Origin of the sequence: Mesorhizobium sp. NZP2234 (assembly GCF_013170765.1) — a bacterium.
Lineage (GTDB): Bacteria > Pseudomonadota > Alphaproteobacteria > Rhizobiales > Rhizobiaceae > Mesorhizobium > Mesorhizobium loti_D.
On sequence record NZ_CP033364.1, the window covers coordinates 6255465 to 6277401 of the forward strand.

Genomic DNA, 21937 nt, shown 5'->3' on the forward strand with positions numbered 1-21937 from the left:
TGCCACTGCTAGTTAGGCACCCGGCGCGCGGGCGTTCCGCGCACCGTTCGAGATGGAAGTTAGGCGGCGCAGAATTGGATCGGGTTGGTCGCGCTTTGGCTTTGCGGTCTCTTCGGTGGTGAAATGGTCGCAACGTTATCGTGCTCCGGTAGCGCCGGGAAGATGGGCGGCCATCGCAAACGCGTTCTGCAGCCGCATCGAACTTTCATCCGCGACCAAACGACCGGAAGTAGAATTTCGAGCTGATCGTAGGCCGCTCGCTGCCTGAAGAGGGTGCTCCGCGCTACATCGGTTTCGTCTATGGCTATGATCGCGAGCCGCAACGGCGCATTCTCGACCATCTCAAGAAGCAGCCCGTCCAAGCCAATCAGGATATCACCCTCATCACCGACGGTGGGGAAGAATCGCCGACTGGTTCCATATCACCGTGCGCATCAGGGTCCTTCGGCAGTTCGTGCAAGGGCTCGAAAACCAGGACGAGCAGACCGGACAGGACCTGCTCGAAACTCTGCGCAGGATCAAATGGCATCTCTGGCATGTTGACGTCTATCGGGCCCGTCACGAAATCGCCGACCTGCAATTCGACGCGGAAGGTCTCGAAACAGGCTAGCCGAACATGCGCAAGTTCCTGACCGCCATCGGCGAGTTCACCAGGCCTACATCGCCTCCGACAGTGCCAGCCTGATTAATTACGGCGAGCGTTAGCGGTCCGGAGATCGCATCTCTTCGGCCCTCGTCAAGGCCACCGTCAACGCCGTTCCAAGCGGGTCGCCAACAAGCGGCAGATGCAGTGGAGCAGGATCGGCGCACATCTTCTGCTGCAAACCCGCACGCAGATCCTCGATGACCCTCCCGACGCGCTTGGCGTGCAGCCCCTCACCTCGCCCGCGCCCCGCGGTGGTTCTTGCCAAGAGACGCTCGCTCGCATCTAACGAAAACCGCCGCTGCATTTAGCTGCATCCATTGTTCGGATGCGTGCGATCCAAACAATCAATTTGTTCAATCAGCTTCTTGAAAGCTAACCCTTGTTTGGTGGAACATGGGCTCTGGTCGTCGACGCTGGCTTAATGCAGGGGCTGCACGCAGGAGATACAATGCACAGAGATCGCAAGCGGGTTAGCGGCATAATGGCTGGCCGACCGGTGTCATCCCCAGGCTGCTGCAGCGTGCGGCTTGTCTGTCCCTCCATGATCTCTCGGAAGACAGTTCCGAATACTGCGACCGGTTGCCCGCCTTGTGTGTCGCCTCGATCTCATAACCGATGGTGAGCTGCTCAATGGGCTATCCTTCACCGGATAAGAGATGAAGTGCGAACGCTCCTCGGGGATCATGCCGATCGTACGTACGTCCTGCTTACTCTGGTCAGGCATAGAGCGCAATTTGTTGGCCCAGCTATGAAACTCTTGCCGGAAGTTAGCTCTGCCGCGTGCGTGATGGCTTGAGCGGACTGACGCAACGAAGGCTCACGAGTATTCGGTTCCTGCCGTCATTATGACGAGACTCAACGGTACCTTCAACATCGGCGTGGTTCGACTCGCCGCGCGAAAACAGGCAAATCTCGATTGAATCCGTCACGCGGTGTCAGCCTGGCATTGGTGCCTTCCCTTCTCAACAACTATCAAATCAGCATTCACGGATAGCCCAGTTTCTCACGTGCCGTAACGCCGTGCCTTCAGTTTCCACGTTCGCGTCGAGCTCGCGAGTGGCCAGAGTTCGGAGAACGGTCGAAGTCTAATCGCCGCGAAATTCAACGGAGGGTCAGCGGGGCCACGGGGGCAAAGTGCGACGGTGTCTAAGCCGTCTTTATGAGGGGAGAGGTACACATGGTTTTCCTGTTCCAGCAGCATCCGGCCGCACACCGAAGCAATGAGGAGCTAGAATTCAGATCGGACTTTCGCAAGGCGCGCACCGCGCATCAAACGCCGTTTCGTTGTGAAAAAAGGCTCAGTACCGACAACGTTTTTGTAATCGCCCTGGCGGCCTCGTTTGCGCTCTTGTTCGGGATACAGAGGCAGGACCCACAGGTCGACGAGGCGGTCCTAAGTGAACTGCGAACGATTCAGATCAACTACGCATTGCTCCAGCGCGATGTCGCCCGCGCTCGAACCGACATGGTATTGGACTTCCGCCCCGTTGATTCTACCCTCCAAGCATTGCAAAGGAACGTTACAAACTTGCAACGCCTTGCCGAGATTTCGCCCGATGAGAGCTCCGGAGCGCACTCCAGGTTGCTTGCACAGCTCAAAAAGTCCGTCGAGAACACGGAGGCTGCCATCTCGGCAGCGGCTGCGCAAAATGAGCTTCTGCAAAGCTCTCTCGTACGGTTTGCTCGCTCGGTTAATCGCCTTGAGGGGGCGCCGTCCAACAGGCTTGAACTCTCCAATTTGATCCTTCAGTTTTCGGCCAGACTACCGGGATTCAGCCTCGCATCACAGATCGATCAGTCTCTCAGCCGACTTCCTCCGAGCCAGGACCAAGCCACCCACGATGTTGTCCGCAACGGCCGCGCTATCCTGTCCGCGTTGTCGAGAGTGGACCGCGCAGCCGATCGGATCGCATCCTTTAACACGTTCGCCAAGGCCGCCGAACTGGAGCGCGAATATCTGAAAGACTACAGCTTGGCCAGCGCGCAAGCGCAGCGCACACGACTTTTCTTTGGCTCGGTGTCCATATGCCTCTGCTTGTTTGCGATCATTCGGGCCTTAAGGCTGCATGTGCGGACGAACCGGTTGGAAAGGCGGCTGGAGCTTGAAGAGGCAATGCGTGAGATCGAAGCTCGCTTCAACGAAAGTAAAGCAAAGAACGCGTCGCCGCGCTTTTCAACGGAAGCAGCGCTTAGACTTGTTCAACGCGCTTTCGACGCGGATCACTGCGCGCTTGCTCAGGTGGATCCGAGTCTCAGCAGGCATACCGAGTGCTTTGTGACGAACACGTGCATGCGTGTCTGGAACGTCGCGCTTCTTGATGAAGTCGTTTCACTTGTCCGCGCCGGACGGCCAGTGTTTCGCGTCGTTCCGGCGGCGGAAATGGTTCGCACCGCCCTAGACACTTCCGGTGTTTGTCAAATTGTTGCTTGCAGGGCCTCCGATCAGCAGGCTGTGGTTTGCATCCTTGTTTTTGAACGAGATCGCTCACTCCCCTCAGCAGGCGACCTGTGGGTTCTTGCCAGTGCCATTGTGCGTTTGAGCAACCATCTTGAAATGCAACGTGTAAATGCCGAACGCGACCTTCTGGTGAGTCGATGGGAGCAGGTGGAAAGGCTGAGGACCGTCGGCACGATCGCAAGCGGCGCCACACATGAGTTCAACAATATTTTAGGCGCAATAATCGGATATTCAGAAATTGCCCAAGGTCTGGTGCGTCGCCCCTCCAGAATACGGAACCACATCGACCAAATCATCTTAGCTGGACACCGCGCCAAGCTGATCGTTGACCAGATCTTGTCACTCAGCCGAAACCGCAAGCGCGTTGCAGTGCCTTTCAACGTCTCCGAAATTGTCATGGATCTTGCGCCATTGCTGCGGGTTACAGTTCGTGCGGGTGTTCAGTTGAACTTCAAGATCAACGAGTGGCAAACGGTGGTCGAGGGCAGCCCAACCGAGATGCAGCAGATTCTCATGAACCTGTGCAAGAACGCGTCGGAGGCTGTCTTGAACGAGGGCCGCGTCGAGGTTAGCGTTTCTCGCGCCCAGGTGTGCCAAACCAAGCCGCTGGCTCAGGGCACCTTGAGACCTGGAGATTACGTTCTCCTCTCCATCAGCGACGATGGCCCAGGAATCGCAAGTTCGATACTTCCGCATGTCTTTGAGCCCTTTTTTACCACGCGCTCTCTCGTCGGCGGGACCGGGCTAGGTCTTGCTGCAGTTGACAGGCACGTGAGCGCGCTCGCAGGATACCTAGACGTCACCTCGGTTGTTGGCCGAGGTACGCGCTTTGATATCTACTTGCCAGCCTCCGAGGAGGAGCCAGTCAGCGCTGACGTCACTTTCGGCCCATACAGCGGATCACCGGCCAACGGCGGAATCATTGCAGTCGTGGAGCCCGATCCAGCAGAGTTGGAGATTCACAAGGACAATATCGCCGCGCTGGGTTATGAGCCGATCGGCTTCGCGACCTTCGAAAGTCTTTGCGGCTGGATCGAGAGCGGGAAGGCAGCTGACCTGCTGATTTTGGCGAAGACGCCTTTCCTCGAGCGAGGACGGGCAGAGTCCGTATGCCCGGCCATCATGACGGTGCCTTTCATAGTCATCGGTGACATCGACCCCACGCCGGTCACATCTGACAATCAGGCCTTCGTCCTTCGGCTAGCGAGACCGGTCTCGTCCAGGACAATAGAGCATGCGATTCGTATAATGATGATGGCGTGATGCCGCCGACTCGCTCATTCTATGCAAGTGTGAGAAGGCCTGGCAAAAGACATCGAAGCAGAACAAAACGACGCGTCGCATCACAATGGACTTATCGATCCCGAGACGTTGTTCTAGCCTTAGTGCTTGTTAAGGAGGTCGGCTACTGTCTCTCCCCGTCGCCGGGCATCGGCGGCGAGCCATACCTCTCCCACCTCGTACAGGTCACCTTGGGTGTGGAACGGCACAATGACGTCAACGGCAGCCGACAGCATGTCAAGAAGCGTTCGATCTTCCACAGCGGCTCCTTGCGGGCTGCTCTTGACGAGGGAAAAGAGCTTTTTGAAGCCCTGGACCGGATCAGCCCCATGGATCGTTGATATTGATCCCGCATGGCCGGAGACGACTTCGCTAAGGTAGGCCCATGCAGCATCATCGCGCATCTCGCCGAGCAATATTCGGTCAGGGCGCATGCGCAAGCTCGCTTGCAGCAGTTGCTCGGCTGTCACCGCACCTACGCCGGCTCGGTCCTTCGGATAGAGTAACCGGACATGGTTCTCGTGCGGGATTACAAGCTCCAGCGTGTCCTCGATACTTATCAGTCTCTCTTGCGGGGGTATAGCGTTGATCAAAGTCTTGCTCATTGTCGTTTTGCCGCTTCCAGTAGGTCCGCAAAGCAGCATCGTGAGCCGTCCCGAAACACACGCTTGCAAAAACTTCTCCAAGTCACCATCGTCGTATTGCTGAAGAATAGTTTGGTCCTGCCGCTCTTGGCGCTGTTTTCGTGACCGCCATTGATTCCAGCGTGAGTATTCGTAGCGAGAAGAAACTTCCTTCAGTTCGGTCACACGACTTGAAGGACGCCGTATCGTCAGGCTTACTGTTCCTGAGGGAACAGCGGGCGGCAAACAGATCTGCAGCCGCTCTCCGTTCGGCAGCTCAGTCGCACAGAGGGGGCTTTGCGGTCCGACATCTTGCTTGCGCAGCGCTCCAGCGAGAATCGCGATGTCCTCCAGATCGTTATAACCTAGTGGTAGCGGATGTTTCGTGAAGACGCCGGCTTGTCGCACAAACGCTTCCCCAGGCCGGTTGATAGCGACCTCTTCGGTCCTCGGCTCCTCAAGCCATTTCAGAACGGGGTCGAGAAGCAAACGCAATTGAGGGTCAGCCTCCGATCGCATTGTTGTCTCTCCGGCGTTGGCGATGTTGGGGGGCTGGCGCCACGACGGTTGCCGTGAGACCGTATACATCCGAGAAATCGAGGTCGCGAGCCACAAAGATGGATACAGCATCTCCCTGGTTTTTCTTCAGGGTTGGCGGGATGTTGACCGTCGCTCTCAGTGTCGTCTCGACGGCTTGTCCGCCATTGCTCTGGAAGCTGTTGATGCCGCTTCCTCCGCCAGAGCTCGCCGCGTATTGACCGGCCGCCTGGAACGCGCCTTGAAGGACGCTCATCAGCATTGCTCCGCCAAAGCGTTCCCGGAAGTGATTATCCACCGTGCCAGGCACTCCGGAGCGGCCGAGCTCGTCAGCGCCCGGCGATGCTATCGAAACGAGGGCATGGTCAGGTGTTTCGATGCGCGTCCACAGCACGAAGACACGCGCATCCCCCTGTTCGAGACCATGCTGGATCTCGCCAATCACGGTCGTCCCACGATCCAAGAGCACGACATTGTTGGTGGCGCCGCGGACGTCTTTAGGTAAGACGCACTTCACATAACCGGGTAAATTTGTGTCGACTGCCGTTTGCAAAAGGCAAGGAATGATCGTTCCCTGAGTAATCACGAGATCAGGGTGCGGCAAAAGTGTGGCCCGGCTCGGCTCCTGTATGTCTGGCTTCAATCGGCCCGACAGGTCGCCACCGATCGAAATCTCATCCGCGGTCGCGGGAGCATCCTTGTGGTCGTCTTCGCTCCGCTGAGCCACGTCGGGCTTTTGACTGCTGCTGCTGTAGGCGAAAATTGGTGACTCCTCGGGCGGCGGTTCAGCTGCCGCGGGTTGCGGCGTGGATGGCGCAGGATCTGCCGCCTGCGCCGCCTTTGCGGGTGCTGGAGGTTCGGGAGCAAGCTCAATAGGCACGGGGCGGAACGGCTCGGCGTTCGGGGAAATTGGCGGGTTTGGCTGAGATGGTTCGTCTTGTGTGCTGGGACGACTTCCGAGCCAGATGAGCGACAGAGATGAGATGAGAACAAGACCGGCGACGGCCAATTTCTGTGATCCCGAAACATGCCGGCGGGCCGGCTCCGAGACCAACGATCCGGATGCATTTACATCGTGTCCCGACTGTGGGCCGGTTTCATTCATCGGCCCGAGCCTTTCAAAACGCGCCACACGTCGGGTCTCACTGTACCGGTCCCCGGCGCTTGTCCAACAGGATCATATGCCCTGTTGAAAATCGACAATACCGTATTGCCATCTCTCAGACGCCATTCCCGGGCGACTGCGGATACTTCAACATAGTCGCCTTTGACTGTGAAGTTGGCAGCGGCTTCCTTGCCGTCGGGATTGATAATGTAGAGGGAGGGTATACGGGAATTGCTTGCGAAGCCAAATACGGTGGTAAAGCCATTGTCGAAAACCTGCAGCGGCGCCAGCGATCGATCGCCCTTTGCGACGTAGTGAAAATTGCTTTCGTCGGAACTGGCAGTTGTACCGGGCCGATTCAACAAATCCTGAACCCTCTGTTCCTGCAGCACCTTTGCCCGGGCCTGACCAAGAATCGAGCGCTTTTCTGCTGCCTGTCTCAAAGCAGCGGCCTCATCACCGGGATAAGTGAACTGCACACTGTAGTATAAGTCAGGTTGCTGCTCATCTAGTTTTGGCATCGCTCTCGTTGAAATGCTGAAGACATATCTGCGGGTACCGGACTCACTGTCGGCCAGAACGACGACCGGCTGCGGCGGCAGGATCCGGCTGGCCTTAAAGAACAGGTAGTTGGCGCGTGGGAGCGCAGCCAAGTCTTTGCTATTGGAAACGGCCACGGCTGCGACGGTCTCGTTGGCCGCGAATGTGACGACCAGCGTTGCCCCCACCGCGGTCGACAGGCGCACCACTTCGTCGGGACGGTAAGCCAAGTAGCGCATCCGCGCATCATGCTTGCCGGCAAGCGGGGTGTCTTCCGCGGAAGCCTCCAGCGTTAAGAGTAGTGAACAGGCCAGGGCGAGAAACGCTCTTTTTGTCATGGCTGCACGTCACCCAGGTTCGACACGCTATCTTCCGAGGTTTGATAGGAAGTGACGAGTAGACCTCCCGGATTGGTGAGCCTTGATTGGGCAGGCAGATCTGTCAGGCGCTCGTAGCGGATGGTTGCTGTCCAGGTGGTCACCAGCGGCATCTGCCCATCGATGGAAAGGGTGCGTTTGTATCGGATCTGTTGAACGTCCGGACTGATGTCGTTTGAGGAAATATGCCCGACTTCGAGCTTGCCGAGCTTGCCGACTGTGACTTGCGGCGAGGTGGGATTCGGATAATTGAAGAAATCTTGATATTGCTGCCGCACAGCCGGTGCGCTGAAACTGGATACGAGGTCATAGCCGTATTGGGCGGAATCGGCTGTGTAGCTCTCGCGCAGGCGTACATATTCCCACAGCGAAGCATTTATGACGGCTCGCTCTTGGGTTGCCGGCAGTCGAGAGACTGACACTTCGCTGTCAACTGTTCCATCCGGGCGTACCCAGAGGAACACAGGTACGAGCTTGGCCAACGGGACCATGGCAGCGATGGTAAATGCCTGCGCAACATTTCCTAGGACCGCCGCTGCCGCAAAGGCTATGAGGGCCTTTGACAGGCGCCGCGCAGACTTCGCTCGTGAAGTTTGAAACGCTTCCACCTTCTTATAGTGGGCGGCTAGCGTTTCTCTCTCCACCAGAAGGGCATGTTCAGGAAATTTCACTTGGGCTCTTTCGCACATTCGACTTGAAGATCTTCAGGGGAGGTTTCCCATTGTCCCACGTTCAGTTGGAATGGCGAACCCGTGCAGGTCGCAAGCTTATCGGTTGTCTTGCAGGCCGCCAAAGCCAGTATTGACAAAAGTAGATAGTATTTCATGTTGAGGTACCGCGCTTGTCGATTGATTAACCACCTGCCGTTTTGGCAATGCGGCGATTGAGGCTGCTAAGAGATTGGTTCGCACCTGCCCAAGAACCGCCGGCTATGCTGCTGGCGATCGTCGGAAGCGCGACGATCAAAGCGTCACCAGCTAGGAAAAGCATATCGAGCTCGTAAAGCCCGATGATCTTGGCTGCTGTCGTACCCTTGTATTTGATCACCGCAAGCATGACTCCCAGCGCGACTGATTCGGCCGCGATAACTATCGTTGCAACGATGTTGAGGAGGACAAGCAGCAGCCCGTATGAGAGCAGTTGGCCGATCCATCTGGTAGCCATGTCTCGAGTGTGATCAAAAAGATAGCCTACAAGAACGAGGGGGCCGATCGCCAGGAGCACCTTCGTCAGAATTCCAACGGCATCATAGATCTCGAACGCTGTCCAGAGCGAGCCGTACAAAATCCATTGCGCTCCCTGGAAGGCAAGTATGTCCTGCTGATTCATTGGCCCAATTTCGGAAGCAATCCGCTGAAAGGCACTCTGACTTGCAGCGAACATTACGTCGAGCTTCTGGGGGATACCGATGAAGGGCAAGGTGCTTCCGCTGATCTGGTGGGCAAGCTTTGGAATCGTGTCGTCGAAGACCGATTCAATGTACAGCTGATAGTTGGCCTGCCCTAAGATGAGGGCGACGACAATCGATACCGTGACTACGCGCGAGATACCTCCGCGCGCGTCGACTTGACCGCGCATGACCAGAAAGCCTTGGATTATGATCCAGAGCGTGACGCACGCAACCAGAGGCGCACTGACCGCCTCTTGGACGTTTCCAATCACTTTGTGCAGCCCCACCGTAAAGGCCCCATGAAAGATCGCGTGTATGGCCGTGAATGGCGCAGGAATTCTGAAAACCATTGCGTGAACCTTATTTGCCCCTGATCAGCGCAGATGAGCCGGATGAACTAAGCGTCGCTACTCAAACATTCTGGCGGTGTCCTGGCGTTCGCGACGCTGCATCGCGGCCTCCTCTGCGGCGTGAAGGCTCGCTTGTGCAGTGGCCATCGTCAGCAGACTCGTGGCCTGGACATTTTGGATAATCGCATCATGAATCTGCTTGAGGACCAGACCGTTGGTGACGGTGGCCTGCACAATATTTCCCGAGCGGGAAAGCTGACCAAGCGTGTTGTCATTGGCCTTAAGGCGCTTGTCCATTACGCCCAGAGTGTCGGCTGCAAGAGCTGCGGCATTGATGGCACCAGCGATTTGTCCCTGTAACAGTTTCGCTTCCGAATCCGTGCCGTCGACTTTCCGGTTTGGGTTGTCCGCAATTGCACGCGCTTTAATCGAAGTTGGCGCCTGACCCTCAAACATCTGCCTCTCAAGCTGATTGCCCGACGGGTAGTGATTTCCTTGGTTCAGTGAACTTAGCAGCCCCGTGACACCGAATGACGAACCTAGTATCTCCACCATTTCCATCGTGGAAGCGAGCGTCTGGGCTGACTTTATCAGGATCTGCGCGGTGGAAACCGCTGTTAAGCCCGCTTGTGTTACTACCGCCGGGTCGATGACGACAAATTGCGACCGGGCCTGTCCGCTAAGTAGAAAGGAAGCGGCAAGCGTCGTTGCTGCAAGCGTGGGAAATCTCATGAATATTCCTCCGTCAGTCTTGAATTTCGTGGTAACGAGTCATGAACTTGTTGAGCCACGCACTTGGGGCATCTCCGTGCTGGTCACGAAGCTGGTCGACAAAGCGCACGGTGTTGGCCCGCCCCGAGAGTACGGCTACATACTCGCGCATCTGGCCAAGATCGAATTCGCAAACAACACTCCCGCTCTCGCGCTTGAGCAAAAACTTGCGGCTGCCAATTGCCATTCCCTGGCGGATTGCCTCGAACTCCTGCGTGGTGCACTTCAAGCCATCGACATACGCGGCCCGGTCGGCCGTCGGTGATGGGTAGAAGATCTTGGTCATGCATTGTGCAACGAGACTGGCTCCGAGGGGCGATTCAAGCACGTGTTCAGGCTGCTGCGTTGCGAGTATCAACATGCCGTTGTTCTTGCGGACGGTGAGCAGGAACTTGTCGATAACAGCCGAGAACTGCGGGTTGAGCAGATAGAAGCGAAATTCGTCGCAGCTCATGACGAACCGACGGCCATCGACAACAGCGCCCACGCGGTGAAGAAGATATGCGGCGGCCGGCGCACAAACCTCCTCAAATTCCAGGAGCTGCGTCATGTCGAAGCCGGTAATGGAGGCATCCAGCCTGACTTCGTCCTCATCGCCGTCAAAGGCCCATCCAAGCGCATTCCCTCTACACCACCGCTGCAGCCGTGCTCCCGCGCCCTCCGAGGGGCTGTGCAGCAGGAATTCGCGCAGGCCCGCAAGTGAGCGCATGGCGGGTTCGAACGAAAGTTGACGAAGAATGCCACGTTCCAGTCGACGGCTTTCCTCCGGCGAGATCGGACCACGGCCGTCACTCTCGATGAGGGCCATCAGCCATTCGCGCAGAAAGTCCAACGAGGCGGAGGTGTTGTCCAGTCCGCGCAGAGGGGCCAAGCCGCTCGGAGCGCCTCTGCGCAACGCAAGGTATGTCCCTCCCGTGGCTCGCACCAGCAGTTCACCACCCCGGTCTTTATCGAAAAAGACGATGGCACCATTGCGATCGACCACGCTTTGCTCAAGCATCGCGAGGATAAAGGTCATCAGCGTCGTCTTGCCTTTGCCGACGGGTCCGAATATCGCCGTCATGCCGACGTCATTCTCATGGGGGATGTAGTCGAAAGACGTTCCACCGTTTGTGCGAAAGCGCGCAACAGCTTTGCCCCAGTGGCCGGAGCTGGAACCGCTGGGGAAGTTCTCAAATGAGACAAGCCCGGCAAAATTGTACGAGGTGATCGCCCCGGGGCGCGTGCGCCACCTGTTGTTCCCCGGGAGTTGGGACCAGTACGCGGCCTCCATGCCGATACCCTCTTGGACGATAACGGCGCCTGTGTCGGCCAGCCTTGCGCGCGCATTTGCTGCGCGATCTGCAAGGCTATTGAGGCTGTCGCCATAGACGCACAGGCTCAGATGATGCGAACCCATGACGAACTCGTTGCTTGCCAGTGCGTCCTCTGCCTCGGCAAGTTCATTGATCTGGGTGAGAGCCTTGTCGCCGGCGCTCGTCATCTGGCTGGATTTAAGGCTAAGCTTCGCATGAGCTTGTGGCCGAGTGAGGAAGGAAAAGCTCTGGCTCAGGACAAGCGGGAAGTTGGCGGACAGTAAGGGATTTAGCATGCCTGGCCGCGTCGTCGCCGGATATTCACGGAACGAAAACAATGATCCCACGGAGCTATCCCCGGGTCTTCGAATCTCAAGCGCCCGCTTCCCGCAGATGACCCGATCAGTGTAGATCGAGGCGCCAAGCGAGCCGGTAACCATCGGAACCGGAAGAAACCGGCAAGTCATTATCAACCGAAGCGCCTCACCAATTTCCGTGAAGAGCACGTTGCCTTTCTCGCGAATACCCAACCGGCGCAGACCGTAACCGCCGAGTGAGCCAGCAATGATCTGCCAGAGGTCCTCCAGGCTTCGCATTTGTGTGGCCAGATCGTTGTCATTCCGTCTGGGGGATTTGGCAATGCGCCAGCCTATCTTGCCGATTGCGGTGCGGGGGGACACGACGATAGTGAGGAAGTGATCGTTGCGAAAGAGCTTGCCCGACAGCACATGGCGCTCATAGGCCTCGCTCAGACTGCCAGCAAATGCACTTTGAAACTGGCGCGATGCCGGCTCCGGCACATCGTTATTGCGCACAAGATGAGCGTATAGCGTGACATTGTCATCCGCGATGTTGCGCAAGAGAGTGTTGAACGCGCGGCAGCGCGAATTGCGCATCTCTGCGTCTTCCAAATCAAAGGGCAGGCCGTTCACGTGTGCCATGGCCATGATCGATCCGTCTTCCAGCAGGACAACCTGATCGCTGAGATGACCGACATACGGAAGATAGATCTCGCCAGATCTCTCGGTCCGGCCACTGGCGCCAAACATTACACCATTCCTCTTCCGCGTTTCGGCACTCTGATCGGATTGGCGCTGACGCTCGCGCCACCCCAGACCGGCCCGTCCACGCTTCTGCCGGCAGTCTGCAAATAGAGGAGCGCGACGCTTGCGGCGTTATAGTCACGCTCAACCACCAGCCGTGCCCCGAACCAGAGTGGCACGAGCACGATTTCATAAAGTGGGTTTTGAAGGACAATGATGACGAGACCAGCCAACATCATCAGCAATCCGGCCAGCGTCAGCGGCACCCCCAGAAACAGTGCGGGGCGTGTCGCCGCCACATAGAGGGTGCTCACTTCCAACCGGTCGCTCATCAGCCACCGCCTATGAGCGCCTTGCCCAGGAAGCTGGCGCCGAACATGATGACGATCCCTCCAACGACACCCGCAACCAAGCCAAGTGAAGCACGACCGAACATCCAAGAGATGCCGATGGCCACGAGTCCGAGCACGGCCAGTGATTGTCCGAAGGGGCCAAGTATGAAGGTGCAGATATTCTGGACCATCTTGGCGGGATCCGTCCCTCCGGTCACCTGAGCCGAGGCTGGCCCGATGGAGAAGACCGTCCACGCGGCGCCTGCAGCAGCGGCCGGTACATATTCAGCCGCCGTGCGCAGCATGGAAAAAGGCGAAGGAACACGCGTTTTAAGCGCACGAAGTATTTTGAGTGGCGTCATCATTGTATCTCCATGGTTCAATCGAATACGAGTTTGTTCGGGTTCGAGGATTCCCGCTCTTCCGCAGCCTGGCTGCCTGTCGGACCGGAGGGATCGGCCCCGGAGCGGTTTGACTCATACGAGCCCCAGATGTCCCAAGAATTTCGTTTGGGCTGCTTTCCATTGGCCTGTTGGCTCTGTTGGAGCAGAGGCGGCACGGCTTTCCGACCGGGTGCCTCAAGGTGTGGCGCATCTTGAGCGGTCGGCTCCAGGGTTGGCTCGGGGTGACTCGAGATGTCCTTTGCGGCTGACTCGACCTTGCGTACATAACCGTTGGTGAAGCCACGCGTGACGTCGCCCGTGTTGTAGGCCGAGATGGCACGGCGAAGCGCCAGTTGCTGCGCCGGAGCAGTCGTGCCGCCGGCATACCGGCTTTCAAGCAAGTGGGCGGCGGCCGATAGCGAGGCGCAGGGCTCGAAAGCCTTTTCCGGCGTGAGATTGAGGAAGGAAAAGTTCTTGCTGTTTATCTGCATCAATCCGACATCGACAGAATGTTGTGCTTCGAGGCGGTTCTTGATGCCCCGCGTCGCTTCCAGGCGGTCTATCCAGCGAAGCTGCTCACCTGTGGTGTTGTCATGAGCCACCAGCGTTTCAAAGCCACTTTCAATTTTGGCAATCGCGGCGAGCGTGGACGGCGCAACCCAGGGAGCGCATTTGCGCGACAGGCGGTGGAATTCACGGGGCGAAAGTGGCGCGGGCTCGGCGGGGAATGACATGGATGTCAACAGGGCGATGGCCAGCGGCCAAGCTGCAATAAACATTCCTATCCCCTACCTTTCCAAGCGTCCGGACCGGTTCTGGCCCTGTCCGGCACGCGCTTATCGGGCAGGTTTGTTACTGCGTGATGTTCAAGTTCAGCTTTTCGGTTTCAACTGAAGCAAAGAGCTTGTTCATGTCCGGGTGCATGGGCACCTTGCGCATGCGCGGGTTGCGCGGGCGCGATCAGCCGGCACATCTCGACCATCGTGGTGGACCATTCCTGCGCGGGATTGCCCGCCCCGGCCGTCCGTTGCTCCTGCAGCGTCAACTGCGACTTGGCATGGGCGGTGATGGAATCTTGTGTCAGCGCCTGGCCGAAGGACAAAATGGGGAGCTTGGCGGGTTCATCTCAGGCTGCGGAAGCTTGGGTCGATCGAACGCGAGAACCGACTAGGGCGCCGAGCTGCCCAATGTTGCGGCATGCTGCCGTTGTTGCAAGAGACAGCCATGCGCCCTGCATACTCAGGCATTGGTTGAAACCGCGAGTTCGTCCGCGAAGCTCGTCGGAGGCGCAAAATACGCGGGGACGAGGGTCAACTGGGAAGACGTGGCGGCGCAGCCGGCCTGGTGCGAGACCTGGTTCAGCTGTTCGGCCGCGCCGCGAACTGGTGGGTCACGCACAGTCCCATCGGCAGAAACCGCAGGCGGATTGACGCAGTCCGACAGCGCTCTCGACAAGTACAGTGACAGGCTCAAAAGGAAGGTATTGCATCAACTGAGAAATGTTAGCTCGCAAGGTAACCGTAACCGGACCTGCCGATCGCCGGGAACAGGATTGGCGCCGCCGGCCACCTCCCAATGACCTGCCTTGGGCAGGAGACATACCGGTGGCACAAGGCCACTATAGCGAATCACGGCCGTTCTTCGGCCAACCGCCTCTGCGATCAGTCAACCGCCGCGGTGCTCCACCGCGTCGGAGCCGCACGCACGAGCGGGAGGATTTCGAGGTGATCCAGGTCCGCAAGCGCCAGAAACGCGAAGAAGATGCAAGGACATGGCAAGCGACCGGGCGTCCGTGCCGTCGTAATCAAGTGGTGTTGGCAGGCCTACACCAACGGCGGAGCTCGCGAATAAGCGAAGGACCACTCGGCAGGGTCATACCGGCGCTTGCAGCTGTGTGGTGGCCACCGGCTGCCTGGATGCGGTCAATTCGCTGTGGATGAAAAGACCAGGCCGAGCAACGGCCTCACATTGGCCGCACGCACCGGCGAGTGGTAGCAAGGGGCAGCTGTCCTGCGTCGGTGCCCCAAGGGTTGCTCGGCAACAGCTTTAGACAAGGGGATTCAAGATTGAAGGTGAGCCGTTGAAACATGTTCTTGTCATTGACGATGATGCCGCAATGCGACGCCTCATCTCCCAGTATCTCATGATGCATGCCTTGAAGGTGACCGCAGTCAACGATAGCAAGCAGTTTAACTACGTTCTATCGCATGAGCCAGTCGATCTCGTGGTTGTTGACCTCAACCTCGGCCGGGAGGATGGGCTTGCCATCGTCCGCAACCTCGCGACGAAATCGGATTTACCCATCATAGTGATCAGCGGCGACCGGCTTGATGAGGCGGAAAAAGTCGTTGCGCTGGAGCTCGGCGCAACCGATTTCATTCCCAAGCCTTTCGGGCTGCGCGAGTTCTTGGCCCGCATTCGAGTAGGGCTACGCCAGCGCATTTCCAGTCCGCGAACGAAAGATCATCGCTCATTTCGGTTCGGAGCCTGGAAGCTCAGCGTCAAGCAGCGGCGACTGATCTGTGCGGAGCGTGGCGAAGTCAAGCTTACCGCATGTGAGTTCAACCTGCTGATCGCGTTCCTGGAGAACCCCCGCAATGTCCTATCCAGAGAACGGCTTTTGCTCGCGAGCCGTGTGCGTGGAGAAGAGGTCTACGATCGAAGTATCGATGTCCTAATCTTGCGCTTGCGCCGAAAGCTGGAGGCTGATGCGGCCAATCCAAGGCTAGTCAAGACATGCCGTGGTGCAGGGTATTTCTTCAACGCTGACGTAGACGTTAGCTACGGAGGCACCTTGGCCGCGTGACAGGAGCTATTCTGGAGATTGGCTGATGAAGCGTGGCGGTGTTTTCTGGCGGCCCTTAGCTCGGCGCCTGGATGTCTGACCCAAGGCAGCATCTCGTCGATCTGGCTGGGATGGCTGTTGACGATCCTGGTGGTGAGGACGTCGGCGAGATAACCGAGTGACTCGACACCATCGAGCCTGCAGCTTTCGATCAACGACGCAATGACCGCCCAGTGTTCGGCACCGCCGTTCGAGCCGGCGAAGAGCGCGTTCTTGCGGACGGATTGAGCGCTCGACGGTGTTGTTGTCGATCTCGGTGCGACCGTCGTCAACGAAGCGCGAGAGGCCTTCGCAGCGTGAGAGCGTGTAGCGGATTGCCTTGGCGACCTTGGTCTTCTGACCGATCAGGCCGAGCTTTCACGCAGCCAAGGTTCAAGATGGCGACAATAGCGCGGCTATTTTCCCGACGCGTCGCACGGCGTTCATCGGCCGGTCGGCCGCGGATATCGTCCTCGATCTTATTGAGGTGGGCGATCGTCTCAGCGCCTCGCTGGCGATCGGCGAGTTCCAGGCCTACATCGCCTTCCAACAGTGCCAGTCTGATCAATTGCGGCGAGAGCTACCGGTCCGGAGATCGCATCAGCCTCTCCGTCGCCAAAAGAGCTGTTCTGCTTAGCCGTCGAGCTCAACGCCCAGCGTCGGAGCGCTCTCTGCTCCTGAAGGAAGCCATGAGGTCCGCTCGGGCTTGATCGGAGGCTTGGCCGATGGACGTTGTGTTTGCGTCGCTCGGCTGCCGCCCGATGGCGAGGCTTTGCGAATTGTCAGTCCTCTGCCTTTTCGCCGGTCTCAACGGCGCTGTGTAACGTTCAGTGTTGATGATGACGCCCCCGCTGTTCACGCGGTTGCTCCTGTGCAGTGTACTCGTCAGCTTGTCCTCGGCCTCGCGCGTCTGGCCCAAGTGCCGTTCCAACGGCGCTGGCGCGACCTGTCTGGCTTGCTGCTCTTGCAACGCGGCGTGTTGCACCTGCGACCCGGCTGCTGCCAAAGCTTCGGCGGGGCTTGCGGCAAGCTCGTGCGGCAAGCGGCCCTCTCTCAGTCGGTTTTGCAGCGCCTGCCGATCGGCGACGAGGTAGTTGAGGTGCAGCGGCAGCTGCTGGTCTGGCCGCTCTTCGTTCGCCAATCGACGAACCAGCTCGCGCGTGCCGTCCACCACGAAGACGCCGCAGTCAACAGCGTTTTTCTGCTGCGCCATGTCGGGTGTTACCAGGGTCGCGTCCAGTCTTGTAGCGAGCTTTCGTGCAGGCGCGTCGTTGTATCGCTGTTCATTTTGCTGGATGGAGTCGTAGTGATAGGCGACCGCTCTTTCCGGATCGCGGCGATCTACGAGGAGCAGCGACCAATGGGTGCCGCGGTCAATACCCACCCCATCGTTCACTGGCACGAACAGGAAGTCGGATGGGCCGGCGTTTCGATTATAAATCGACTGCAATGTGCCTCGCGCGTCTTGCTGCTCCATGTGGCGCAGCAGATGGGAGACCGACGGATCGACCAGCCGCGTCCGGGCGGCGAGCGCTGGATCGGCCTGCTGCAGCTGCTGCTCGAGGAATTCGTAATCCCTCTGGATATGTTCGTCGCCCAGCAGTTGGGTGGCCCCGAGCACCGCCCCCCGGGGGAGATTGGACGAGCCTGACGGAAGGGCTTCGATGTGTGCATCGGAGGAGGTGGTCAGATCGACCAACGGAACCCCGAGATGGGTGTCTGAGAGCCTGGCGGTCGCTGGCAAGGCGGGTCCCGGAGCCCTTGCCGGTACTGCTGCCGCTCCAGCTTCCCTTATCGCTCCGCGATGGAGGAGCCAAACGTCGTTGCCCCCCTCCGGCCTCCGGGCGGTGTAGCCGTGACCATTAATATCGAAGTGCCATTCCGGCTTTTCCGCATCTGGCAAGAGGCCATGGCGGTCCAAGAAAGAGAGCATTGCGTCTGGGACGCGTTGAGTCCCATGGGAGAAGTCTTTGGGGACGGCGAACGAAACGTTTATGGAGTCCTCGATCGCAGCCGGGGGCGCCTCGGACCTTGCTGAGGGCGCGGCTCCCGCATGCAGGCTTCCAATGTGTTCGGACCCTGTCCCTTGAACCGGTACCCCTTGCAATGGCAATTCACCCAACTGCCGCATGGGGGGCTGCATCGGCACGCGGCCGCCTTCGCTCGGCGGCTGCTGAATGGCGATGCTTTGCGGATTATCAGTCCCCTGCCTCTCCGCCGGCCGCAACGGCGCCGTCGAATGTTCATTGTTGATGATGAACCGCTCGGGTGGCAGGAGGTTGCCCTGGTCAAGCGCATCCGGCCAGGGCCGGATCTGCTGTTGGCTGGCAGCCAAGACTGGCGGGGCGGCGGCCTCAACTCCGGCGTGCCCAGAGCCGGCCGCTGCCAAAGCGTCCGCCACGATCCTGTCTGACGCAGGCTTCGCATCGCGAACCCGTTCAAGCGCCAAGCGGAGAAAATCGTTGCCTGGAAACAACGCCTCGGCGAATTTGATCCGTGAATCATGATCCAGCCCAGAGATCGTCTGGCCCCGCCTCTCAAGCGCCTCAGAAAATCTGCGAAGACTACGACCATAGGCAACACGGGTGCTTGGGGCCAAGCTGCTGTCACTGGTCACTTGTTCTAAGACATGCGCATCTGCCTTTGAAGGCACCGCCACTGGCCACCGGCCAGTCGCTGAATAGCCCGGCTCATGATACGCACGCAGGACGTTCAACGCCGGCCTTATATCCTTTATGTCAGTGTTTTTTGGAAAGAAGGTATCGAGGTGATCGACCAGGGATTGGTGATTTTTTAGATCAGTCGCTTGGCCACGAGCGCCGAGATCATTCGCCAATCGGCGAAGCGCATACGAGTATATTCGGAGCGTCGGCGCGCTATGGTGTTGCTGAGCCTCAGCATGGGCGATCGCCTTATCAATCACGTCCCGGTGTTCGTCGGACAAGTGGGGATAGCGGTTAGCCCGGGCACCAACAGACGCTGAATAGCCCGGCTCATGATACGCACGCAGGACGTGCAACGCGCTCTTCATATCATCGCTTTTCGGAAAGAAAGCATCGAGGTGATCGACCAGGGATTGGTGATTTTTTAGATCGGTCGCTTGGCCACGAGCGCCGAGATCATTTGCCAACCGGCGAAGTGCATACCTGTATTTTAGGACCGTGCTCTCGCTATATTTTTGCTGAGCCGCAGCGTGGGCGATCGCCTTATCGATAAGGTCCCGGTGTTCGTCGGACAAATGGGGATAGCCGGTGGCACGGGCGCCACTCGCGACAGGTTCGGCTCGGCGCGGCTCGGCCACGTGCTGCTCAAAACCCGCTTGCCGCGCTTGGCCAGCATCCGGCAAGGGGCCAGGGCGGTTCAAGGAAGAGAGCATCGCGTCTGGGACGCGTTGGGTCCCATGGGAGAAGCCTTGGGGGACGGCGAATGAGACGTTTATGGAGTTCTCGATGGCAGCGGGGGGTGCCTCAGCCCTTGCGGAGGGCGCGGCCTCCGCATGCAGCCTTCCGATGTGTTCGGACCCTGTCCCTTGAACCGGTACCCCTTGCAATGGCAATTCACCCAATTGCCGCATGGGGGGCTGCATCGGCACGCGGCCGCCTGAATTGCCGATTTCGCGCGGCTGCTGCTGAATGGCGGCGGCTTGCGGCGTATTCAGGGCCCTCTGCCTCTTCGCTGGCCGGAACAGCGCTGTGGAATGTTCGTTGTTGATGATGCCCCCCTGGGGTGGCAGGTGGTTGCCCTGGTCAAGCGCATCCGGCGAGGGCCGGATCTGCTGTTGGCTGGCAGCCAAGACTGGCGGAGCGGCGGCCTGAACTCCGGCGTGCCCAGATGTTGCGAAAGCGTCCGACACGCTTCTATTGGGGTCCTCCGGTCCAGCACGCATCCCCGGGTTGCTGAGCGAAGACGAGGCGGCTTGATCATCCTGCCGCTGCTGAAGCACTTCGCGGAACTCCTGTTCCAGTCGCAGAAGCTCCTCTGGATTGGTTGGCGGCTTGTGAGCTCGATTATCGAACAGCGGCCGCAAGGCCTCGGGAATCTCCGCATTGTGAACCCGCTGCAGCGCCAAGCGGAGTTTCTTGTTGCCTGGAAACAACGCCTCGGCGAGTTCGGTCCGCGAATTGTGATCCAGCCCAGAGATCGTCTGGCCCCGACTCTCAAGCTGCTCAGAAAATCTGCGAAGAAGACGACCATAGACGACACGGGTGCTTAAGGCCAACTCGCTGTCACTGCTTAATTTTTCCAAGATACGCGCATCTGGCTTTGAAGGCACCGCCGCTGGCCACCAGCCAGTCGCTGCATAGCCCGGATCATGATACGCACGTAGGACGTTCAACGCCGTTTTAATGCTCTGGTCATTCGGAAAGAAAGTATCGAGGTGATCGACCAGGGATTGGTGATTTTTTAGATCAGTCGCTTGGCCACGAGCGCCGAGATCATTCGCCAATCGGCGAAGCGCATTCGAGTATATTCGCAGCGTGTCCGCGCTCTGGTTTTGCTGAGCCGCAGCGCGTTCGATCGCCTTATCAATAACATCCCGGTGTTCGGCGGACAGATGGGGATAGCTGGCAGCAGGGCCGCCAGCAGTCGCTGAATAGCCCGGCTCATGATACGCACGCAGGGCCTTCAACGCGCTCTTCATATCAACGTCTTTCGGAAAGAAGGCACCGACGTGATCGACCAGGGATTTGTGATTTCTTAGATCGGTCGCTTGGCCACGAGCGCTGAGATCATTCGCCAACCGGCGAAGTGCAAACGTGTATTTTCGGGCCGTGGTCTCGCCATATTTTTCCTGGGAGTGGGCGATCGCTCTATCAATAAGGTCCCGGTGTTCGTCGGACAGATGGTGATAGCGGGAAGCACGGGCGCCACTCGCAAAAGGGTCGGCTCGGCGCGGCTCGGCCACGTGCTGCTCAAAGCCCGCTTGCCGCGCTTGGCTAGCATCCGGCAAGGGGCCAGGGCGGTCCAAGAAAGAGAGCATTGCGTCTGGGACGCGTTGAGTCCCATGGGAGAAGTCTTTGGGGACGGCGAACGAAACGTTTATGGAGTCCTCGATCGCAGCCGGGGGCGCCTCGGACCTTGCTGAGGGCGCGGCTCCCGCATGCAGCCTTCCGATGTGTTCGGACCCTGTCCCTTGAACCGGTACCCCTTGCAATGGCAATTCACCCAATTGCTGCATGGGGGGCTGCATCGGCATGCGGCCGCCTGAATTGCCGATTTCGCTCGGCTGCTGCTGAATGGCGACGGCTTGCGGCCTATCCACGGCCCTCTGCCTCTCCGCTGGCCGCAACAGCGGTGTGGAATGTTCATTGTTGATGATGCCCCCCTGGGGTGGCAGGTGGTTGCCCTGGTCGAGCGCATCCGGCGAGGGCCGGATCTGCTGTTGGCTGGCAGCCAAGACTGGCGGGGCGGCGGCCTGAACTCCGGCGTGCCCAGATGTTGCGAAAGCCTCCGACACGCTTCTATTGGGGTCCTCCGGTCCAGCACGCATCCCTGGGTTGCTGAGCGAAGACGAGGCGGCTTGATCATCCTGCCGCTGCTGAAGCACTTCGCGGAACCCCTGTTCCAGTCGCAGAAGCTCCTCTGCATTGGTTGGCGGCTGGTGAGCTCGATCATCGAAGAGCGGCCGGAGCGCCTCGGGAACCTCAGCGCTGAAAGAAGGCGAGGCGGCTTGCTCATCCTGCCATTGCTGAAGCACTTCGCGGAGCCCCTGGTCCAGTCGCTGAAGCTCCTCTGGATTGGTTGGCGACTCGTCAGCTTGATCGAACAGCCTCCGGGCCTCGGCAAGGTGCTGCTCAACGCCCACTTGCCTGGCCTGGACCGCTTGATCCTCTTCCAAGCCGGCGTCCTGCACCTGCGGCAAAGCTGTTACACGGGATGGATTACTATTTCGCGGGTCCACACTAGCCTCACATCAAACTGTATCGTCAAAAATCCTGCGCCAATTCACGCAGCGGGTCATCGAGTTGAGATTCTGCCGAG

At 58.7% G+C, this 21937-nt stretch carries 15 protein-coding genes and 3 pseudogenes; 4 read left to right on the forward strand and 14 right to left on the reverse strand.

Going from position 1 to position 21937, the window contains the following annotated elements:
* Nucleotides 1–91: 91 nt before the first annotated feature.
* The 3 genes and pseudogenes from EB230_RS30225 to EB230_RS30235 all read left to right on the forward strand — a co-directional run.
* Nucleotides 92–219: pseudogene (locus tag EB230_RS30225) on the forward strand (IS630 family transposase); the annotation flags it as partial.
* A pseudogene (locus EB230_RS30230) lies at nucleotides 219–845 on the forward strand (ISKra4 family transposase); the annotation flags it as partial. The pseudogenes EB230_RS30225 and EB230_RS30230, both read left to right, overlap by 1 nt.
* A 978-nt stretch (nucleotides 846–1823) precedes the next feature.
* Nucleotides 1824–4367, forward strand: coding sequence for a two-component system VirA-like sensor kinase (locus EB230_RS30235; RefSeq protein ID WP_172374517.1), 2544 nt, complete (start codon nucleotides 1824–1826; stop codon nucleotides 4365–4367).
* A 119-nt stretch (nucleotides 4368–4486) separates the two neighbouring features.
* On the opposite strand, the gene virB11 is transcribed toward EB230_RS30235, so the two are convergent.
* The 12 genes from virB11 to EB230_RS30295 form a co-directional block, all read right to left on the reverse strand.
* On the reverse strand, nucleotides 4487–5527 hold the full coding sequence (gene virB11, locus EB230_RS30240; RefSeq protein ID WP_027056317.1) for a P-type DNA transfer ATPase VirB11: 1041 nt from the start codon (nucleotides 5525–5527) through the stop codon (nucleotides 4487–4489).
* Complete coding sequence (gene virB10, locus EB230_RS30245) at nucleotides 5511–6650, reverse strand: type IV secretion system protein VirB10 (RefSeq protein ID WP_027056318.1); 1140 nt, start codon at nucleotides 6648–6650, stop codon at nucleotides 5511–5513. Before virB10 ends, virB11 begins: the two co-directional genes overlap by 17 nt.
* Nucleotides 6647–7528: a TrbG/VirB9 family P-type conjugative transfer protein gene (locus EB230_RS30250; protein ID WP_027056319.1), complete on the reverse strand. Its 882-nt coding sequence runs from the start codon at nucleotides 7526–7528 to the stop codon at nucleotides 6647–6649. Before EB230_RS30250 ends, virB10 begins: the two co-directional genes overlap by 4 nt.
* Nucleotides 7525–8238, reverse strand: coding sequence for a type IV secretion system protein VirB8 (locus EB230_RS30255; RefSeq protein WP_027033433.1), 714 nt, complete (start codon nucleotides 8236–8238; stop codon nucleotides 7525–7527). The genes EB230_RS30250 and EB230_RS30255 overlap by 4 nt, the downstream gene beginning before the upstream one ends.
* Entirely contained in the window at nucleotides 8235–8393 is a 159-nt protein-coding gene (locus EB230_RS30260; RefSeq protein WP_080680416.1) for a type IV secretion system lipoprotein VirB7, read from the reverse strand. The genes EB230_RS30255 and EB230_RS30260 overlap by 4 nt, the downstream gene beginning before the upstream one ends.
* Before the next feature lie 26 nt (nucleotides 8394–8419).
* Complete coding sequence (locus tag EB230_RS30265) at nucleotides 8420–9307, reverse strand: type IV secretion system protein (protein ID WP_027056320.1); 888 nt, start codon at nucleotides 9305–9307, stop codon at nucleotides 8420–8422.
* Between the two features lie 57 nt (nucleotides 9308–9364).
* Nucleotides 9365–10039 carry a type IV secretion system protein VirB5 gene (locus tag EB230_RS30270; RefSeq protein WP_172374518.1) on the reverse strand — a complete coding sequence of 225 codons (675 nt, stop codon included), beginning with the start codon at nucleotides 10037–10039 and terminating at the stop codon, nucleotides 9365–9367.
* Between the two features lie 13 nt (nucleotides 10040–10052).
* Nucleotides 10053–12422 (reverse strand): VirB4 family type IV secretion/conjugal transfer ATPase, encoded by a 2370-nt coding sequence (locus EB230_RS30275; RefSeq protein WP_027056322.1) that lies wholly within the window; start codon nucleotides 12420–12422, stop codon nucleotides 10053–10055.
* Entirely contained in the window at nucleotides 12422–12748 is a 327-nt protein-coding gene (locus EB230_RS30280; RefSeq protein ID WP_019856520.1) for a type IV secretion system protein VirB3, read from the reverse strand. The genes EB230_RS30275 and EB230_RS30280 overlap by 1 nt, the downstream gene beginning before the upstream one ends.
* Complete coding sequence (gene virB2, locus EB230_RS30285; protein ID WP_245436993.1) at nucleotides 12748–13053, reverse strand: pilin major subunit VirB2; 306 nt, start codon at nucleotides 13051–13053, stop codon at nucleotides 12748–12750. The genes EB230_RS30280 and virB2 overlap by 1 nt, the downstream gene beginning before the upstream one ends.
* 74 nt (nucleotides 13054–13127) lie before the next feature.
* Nucleotides 13128–13910, reverse strand: coding sequence for a type IV secretion system lytic transglycosylase VirB1 (locus EB230_RS30290; RefSeq protein WP_027056324.1), 783 nt, complete (start codon nucleotides 13908–13910; stop codon nucleotides 13128–13130).
* Between the two features lie 107 nt (nucleotides 13911–14017).
* Nucleotides 14018–14233, reverse strand: a complete 216-nt coding sequence (locus tag EB230_RS30295; RefSeq protein WP_133117143.1) for a hypothetical protein — start codon at nucleotides 14231–14233, stop codon at nucleotides 14018–14020.
* Between the two features lie 978 nt (nucleotides 14234–15211).
* On the opposite strand from EB230_RS30295, the gene EB230_RS30300 reads away from it, so the two are divergent.
* A complete protein-coding gene (locus EB230_RS30300) occupies nucleotides 15212–15937 on the forward strand; it encodes a response regulator (RefSeq protein WP_027033428.1) in 726 nt (241 codons plus the stop codon).
* Between the two features lie 80 nt (nucleotides 15938–16017).
* Here EB230_RS30300 and EB230_RS30305 read toward each other — a convergent pair.
* Both EB230_RS30305 and EB230_RS30310 read right to left on the reverse strand, forming a co-directional pair.
* Nucleotides 16018–16480 (reverse strand): annotated as a pseudogene (locus tag EB230_RS30305) (transposase); the annotation flags it as partial.
* 121 nt (nucleotides 16481–16601) lie between these two features.
* A complete protein-coding gene (locus EB230_RS30310; RefSeq protein ID WP_246738873.1) occupies nucleotides 16602–21794 on the reverse strand; it encodes a Ulp1 family isopeptidase in 5193 nt (1730 codons plus the stop codon).
* Nucleotides 21795–21937 lie beyond the last annotated feature (143 nt).

Bases quoted from the DNA above. Each gene is read 5' to 3' on its own strand.
- virB2 (WP_245436993.1), bottom strand. From the start codon at position 13,053: ATGCTGCGCACGGCGGCTGAATATGTACCGGCCGCTGCTGCAGGCGCC.
- EB230_RS30260 (WP_080680416.1), bottom strand. From the start codon at position 8,393: ATGAAATACTATCTACTTTTGTCAATACTGGCTTTGGCGGCCTGCAAG.
- EB230_RS30250 (WP_027056319.1), bottom strand. From the start codon at position 7,528: ATGACAAAAAGAGCGTTTCTCGCCCTGGCCTGTTCACTACTCTTAACG.
- EB230_RS30280 (WP_019856520.1), bottom strand. From the start codon at position 12,748: ATGAGCGACCGGTTGGAAGTGAGCACCCTCTATGTGGCGGCGACACGC.
- virB11 (WP_027056317.1), bottom strand. From the start codon at position 5,527: ATGCGATCGGAGGCTGACCCTCAATTGCGTTTGCTTCTCGACCCCGTT.
- EB230_RS30290 (WP_027056324.1), bottom strand. From the start codon at position 13,910: ATGTTTATTGCAGCTTGGCCGCTGGCCATCGCCCTGTTGACATCCATG.
- virB10 (WP_027056318.1), bottom strand. From the start codon at position 6,650: ATGAATGAAACCGGCCCACAGTCGGGACACGATGTAAATGCATCCGGA.
- EB230_RS30275 (WP_027056322.1), bottom strand. From the start codon at position 12,422: ATGTTTGGCGCCAGTGGCCGGACCGAGAGATCTGGCGAGATCTATCTT.
- EB230_RS30235 (WP_172374517.1), top strand. From the start codon at position 1,824: ATGGTTTTCCTGTTCCAGCAGCATCCGGCCGCACACCGAAGCAATGAG.
- EB230_RS30265 (WP_027056320.1), bottom strand. From the start codon at position 9,307: ATGGTTTTCAGAATTCCTGCGCCATTCACGGCCATACACGCGATCTTT.
- EB230_RS30270 (WP_172374518.1), bottom strand. From the start codon at position 10,039: ATGAGATTTCCCACGCTTGCAGCAACGACGCTTGCCGCTTCCTTTCTA.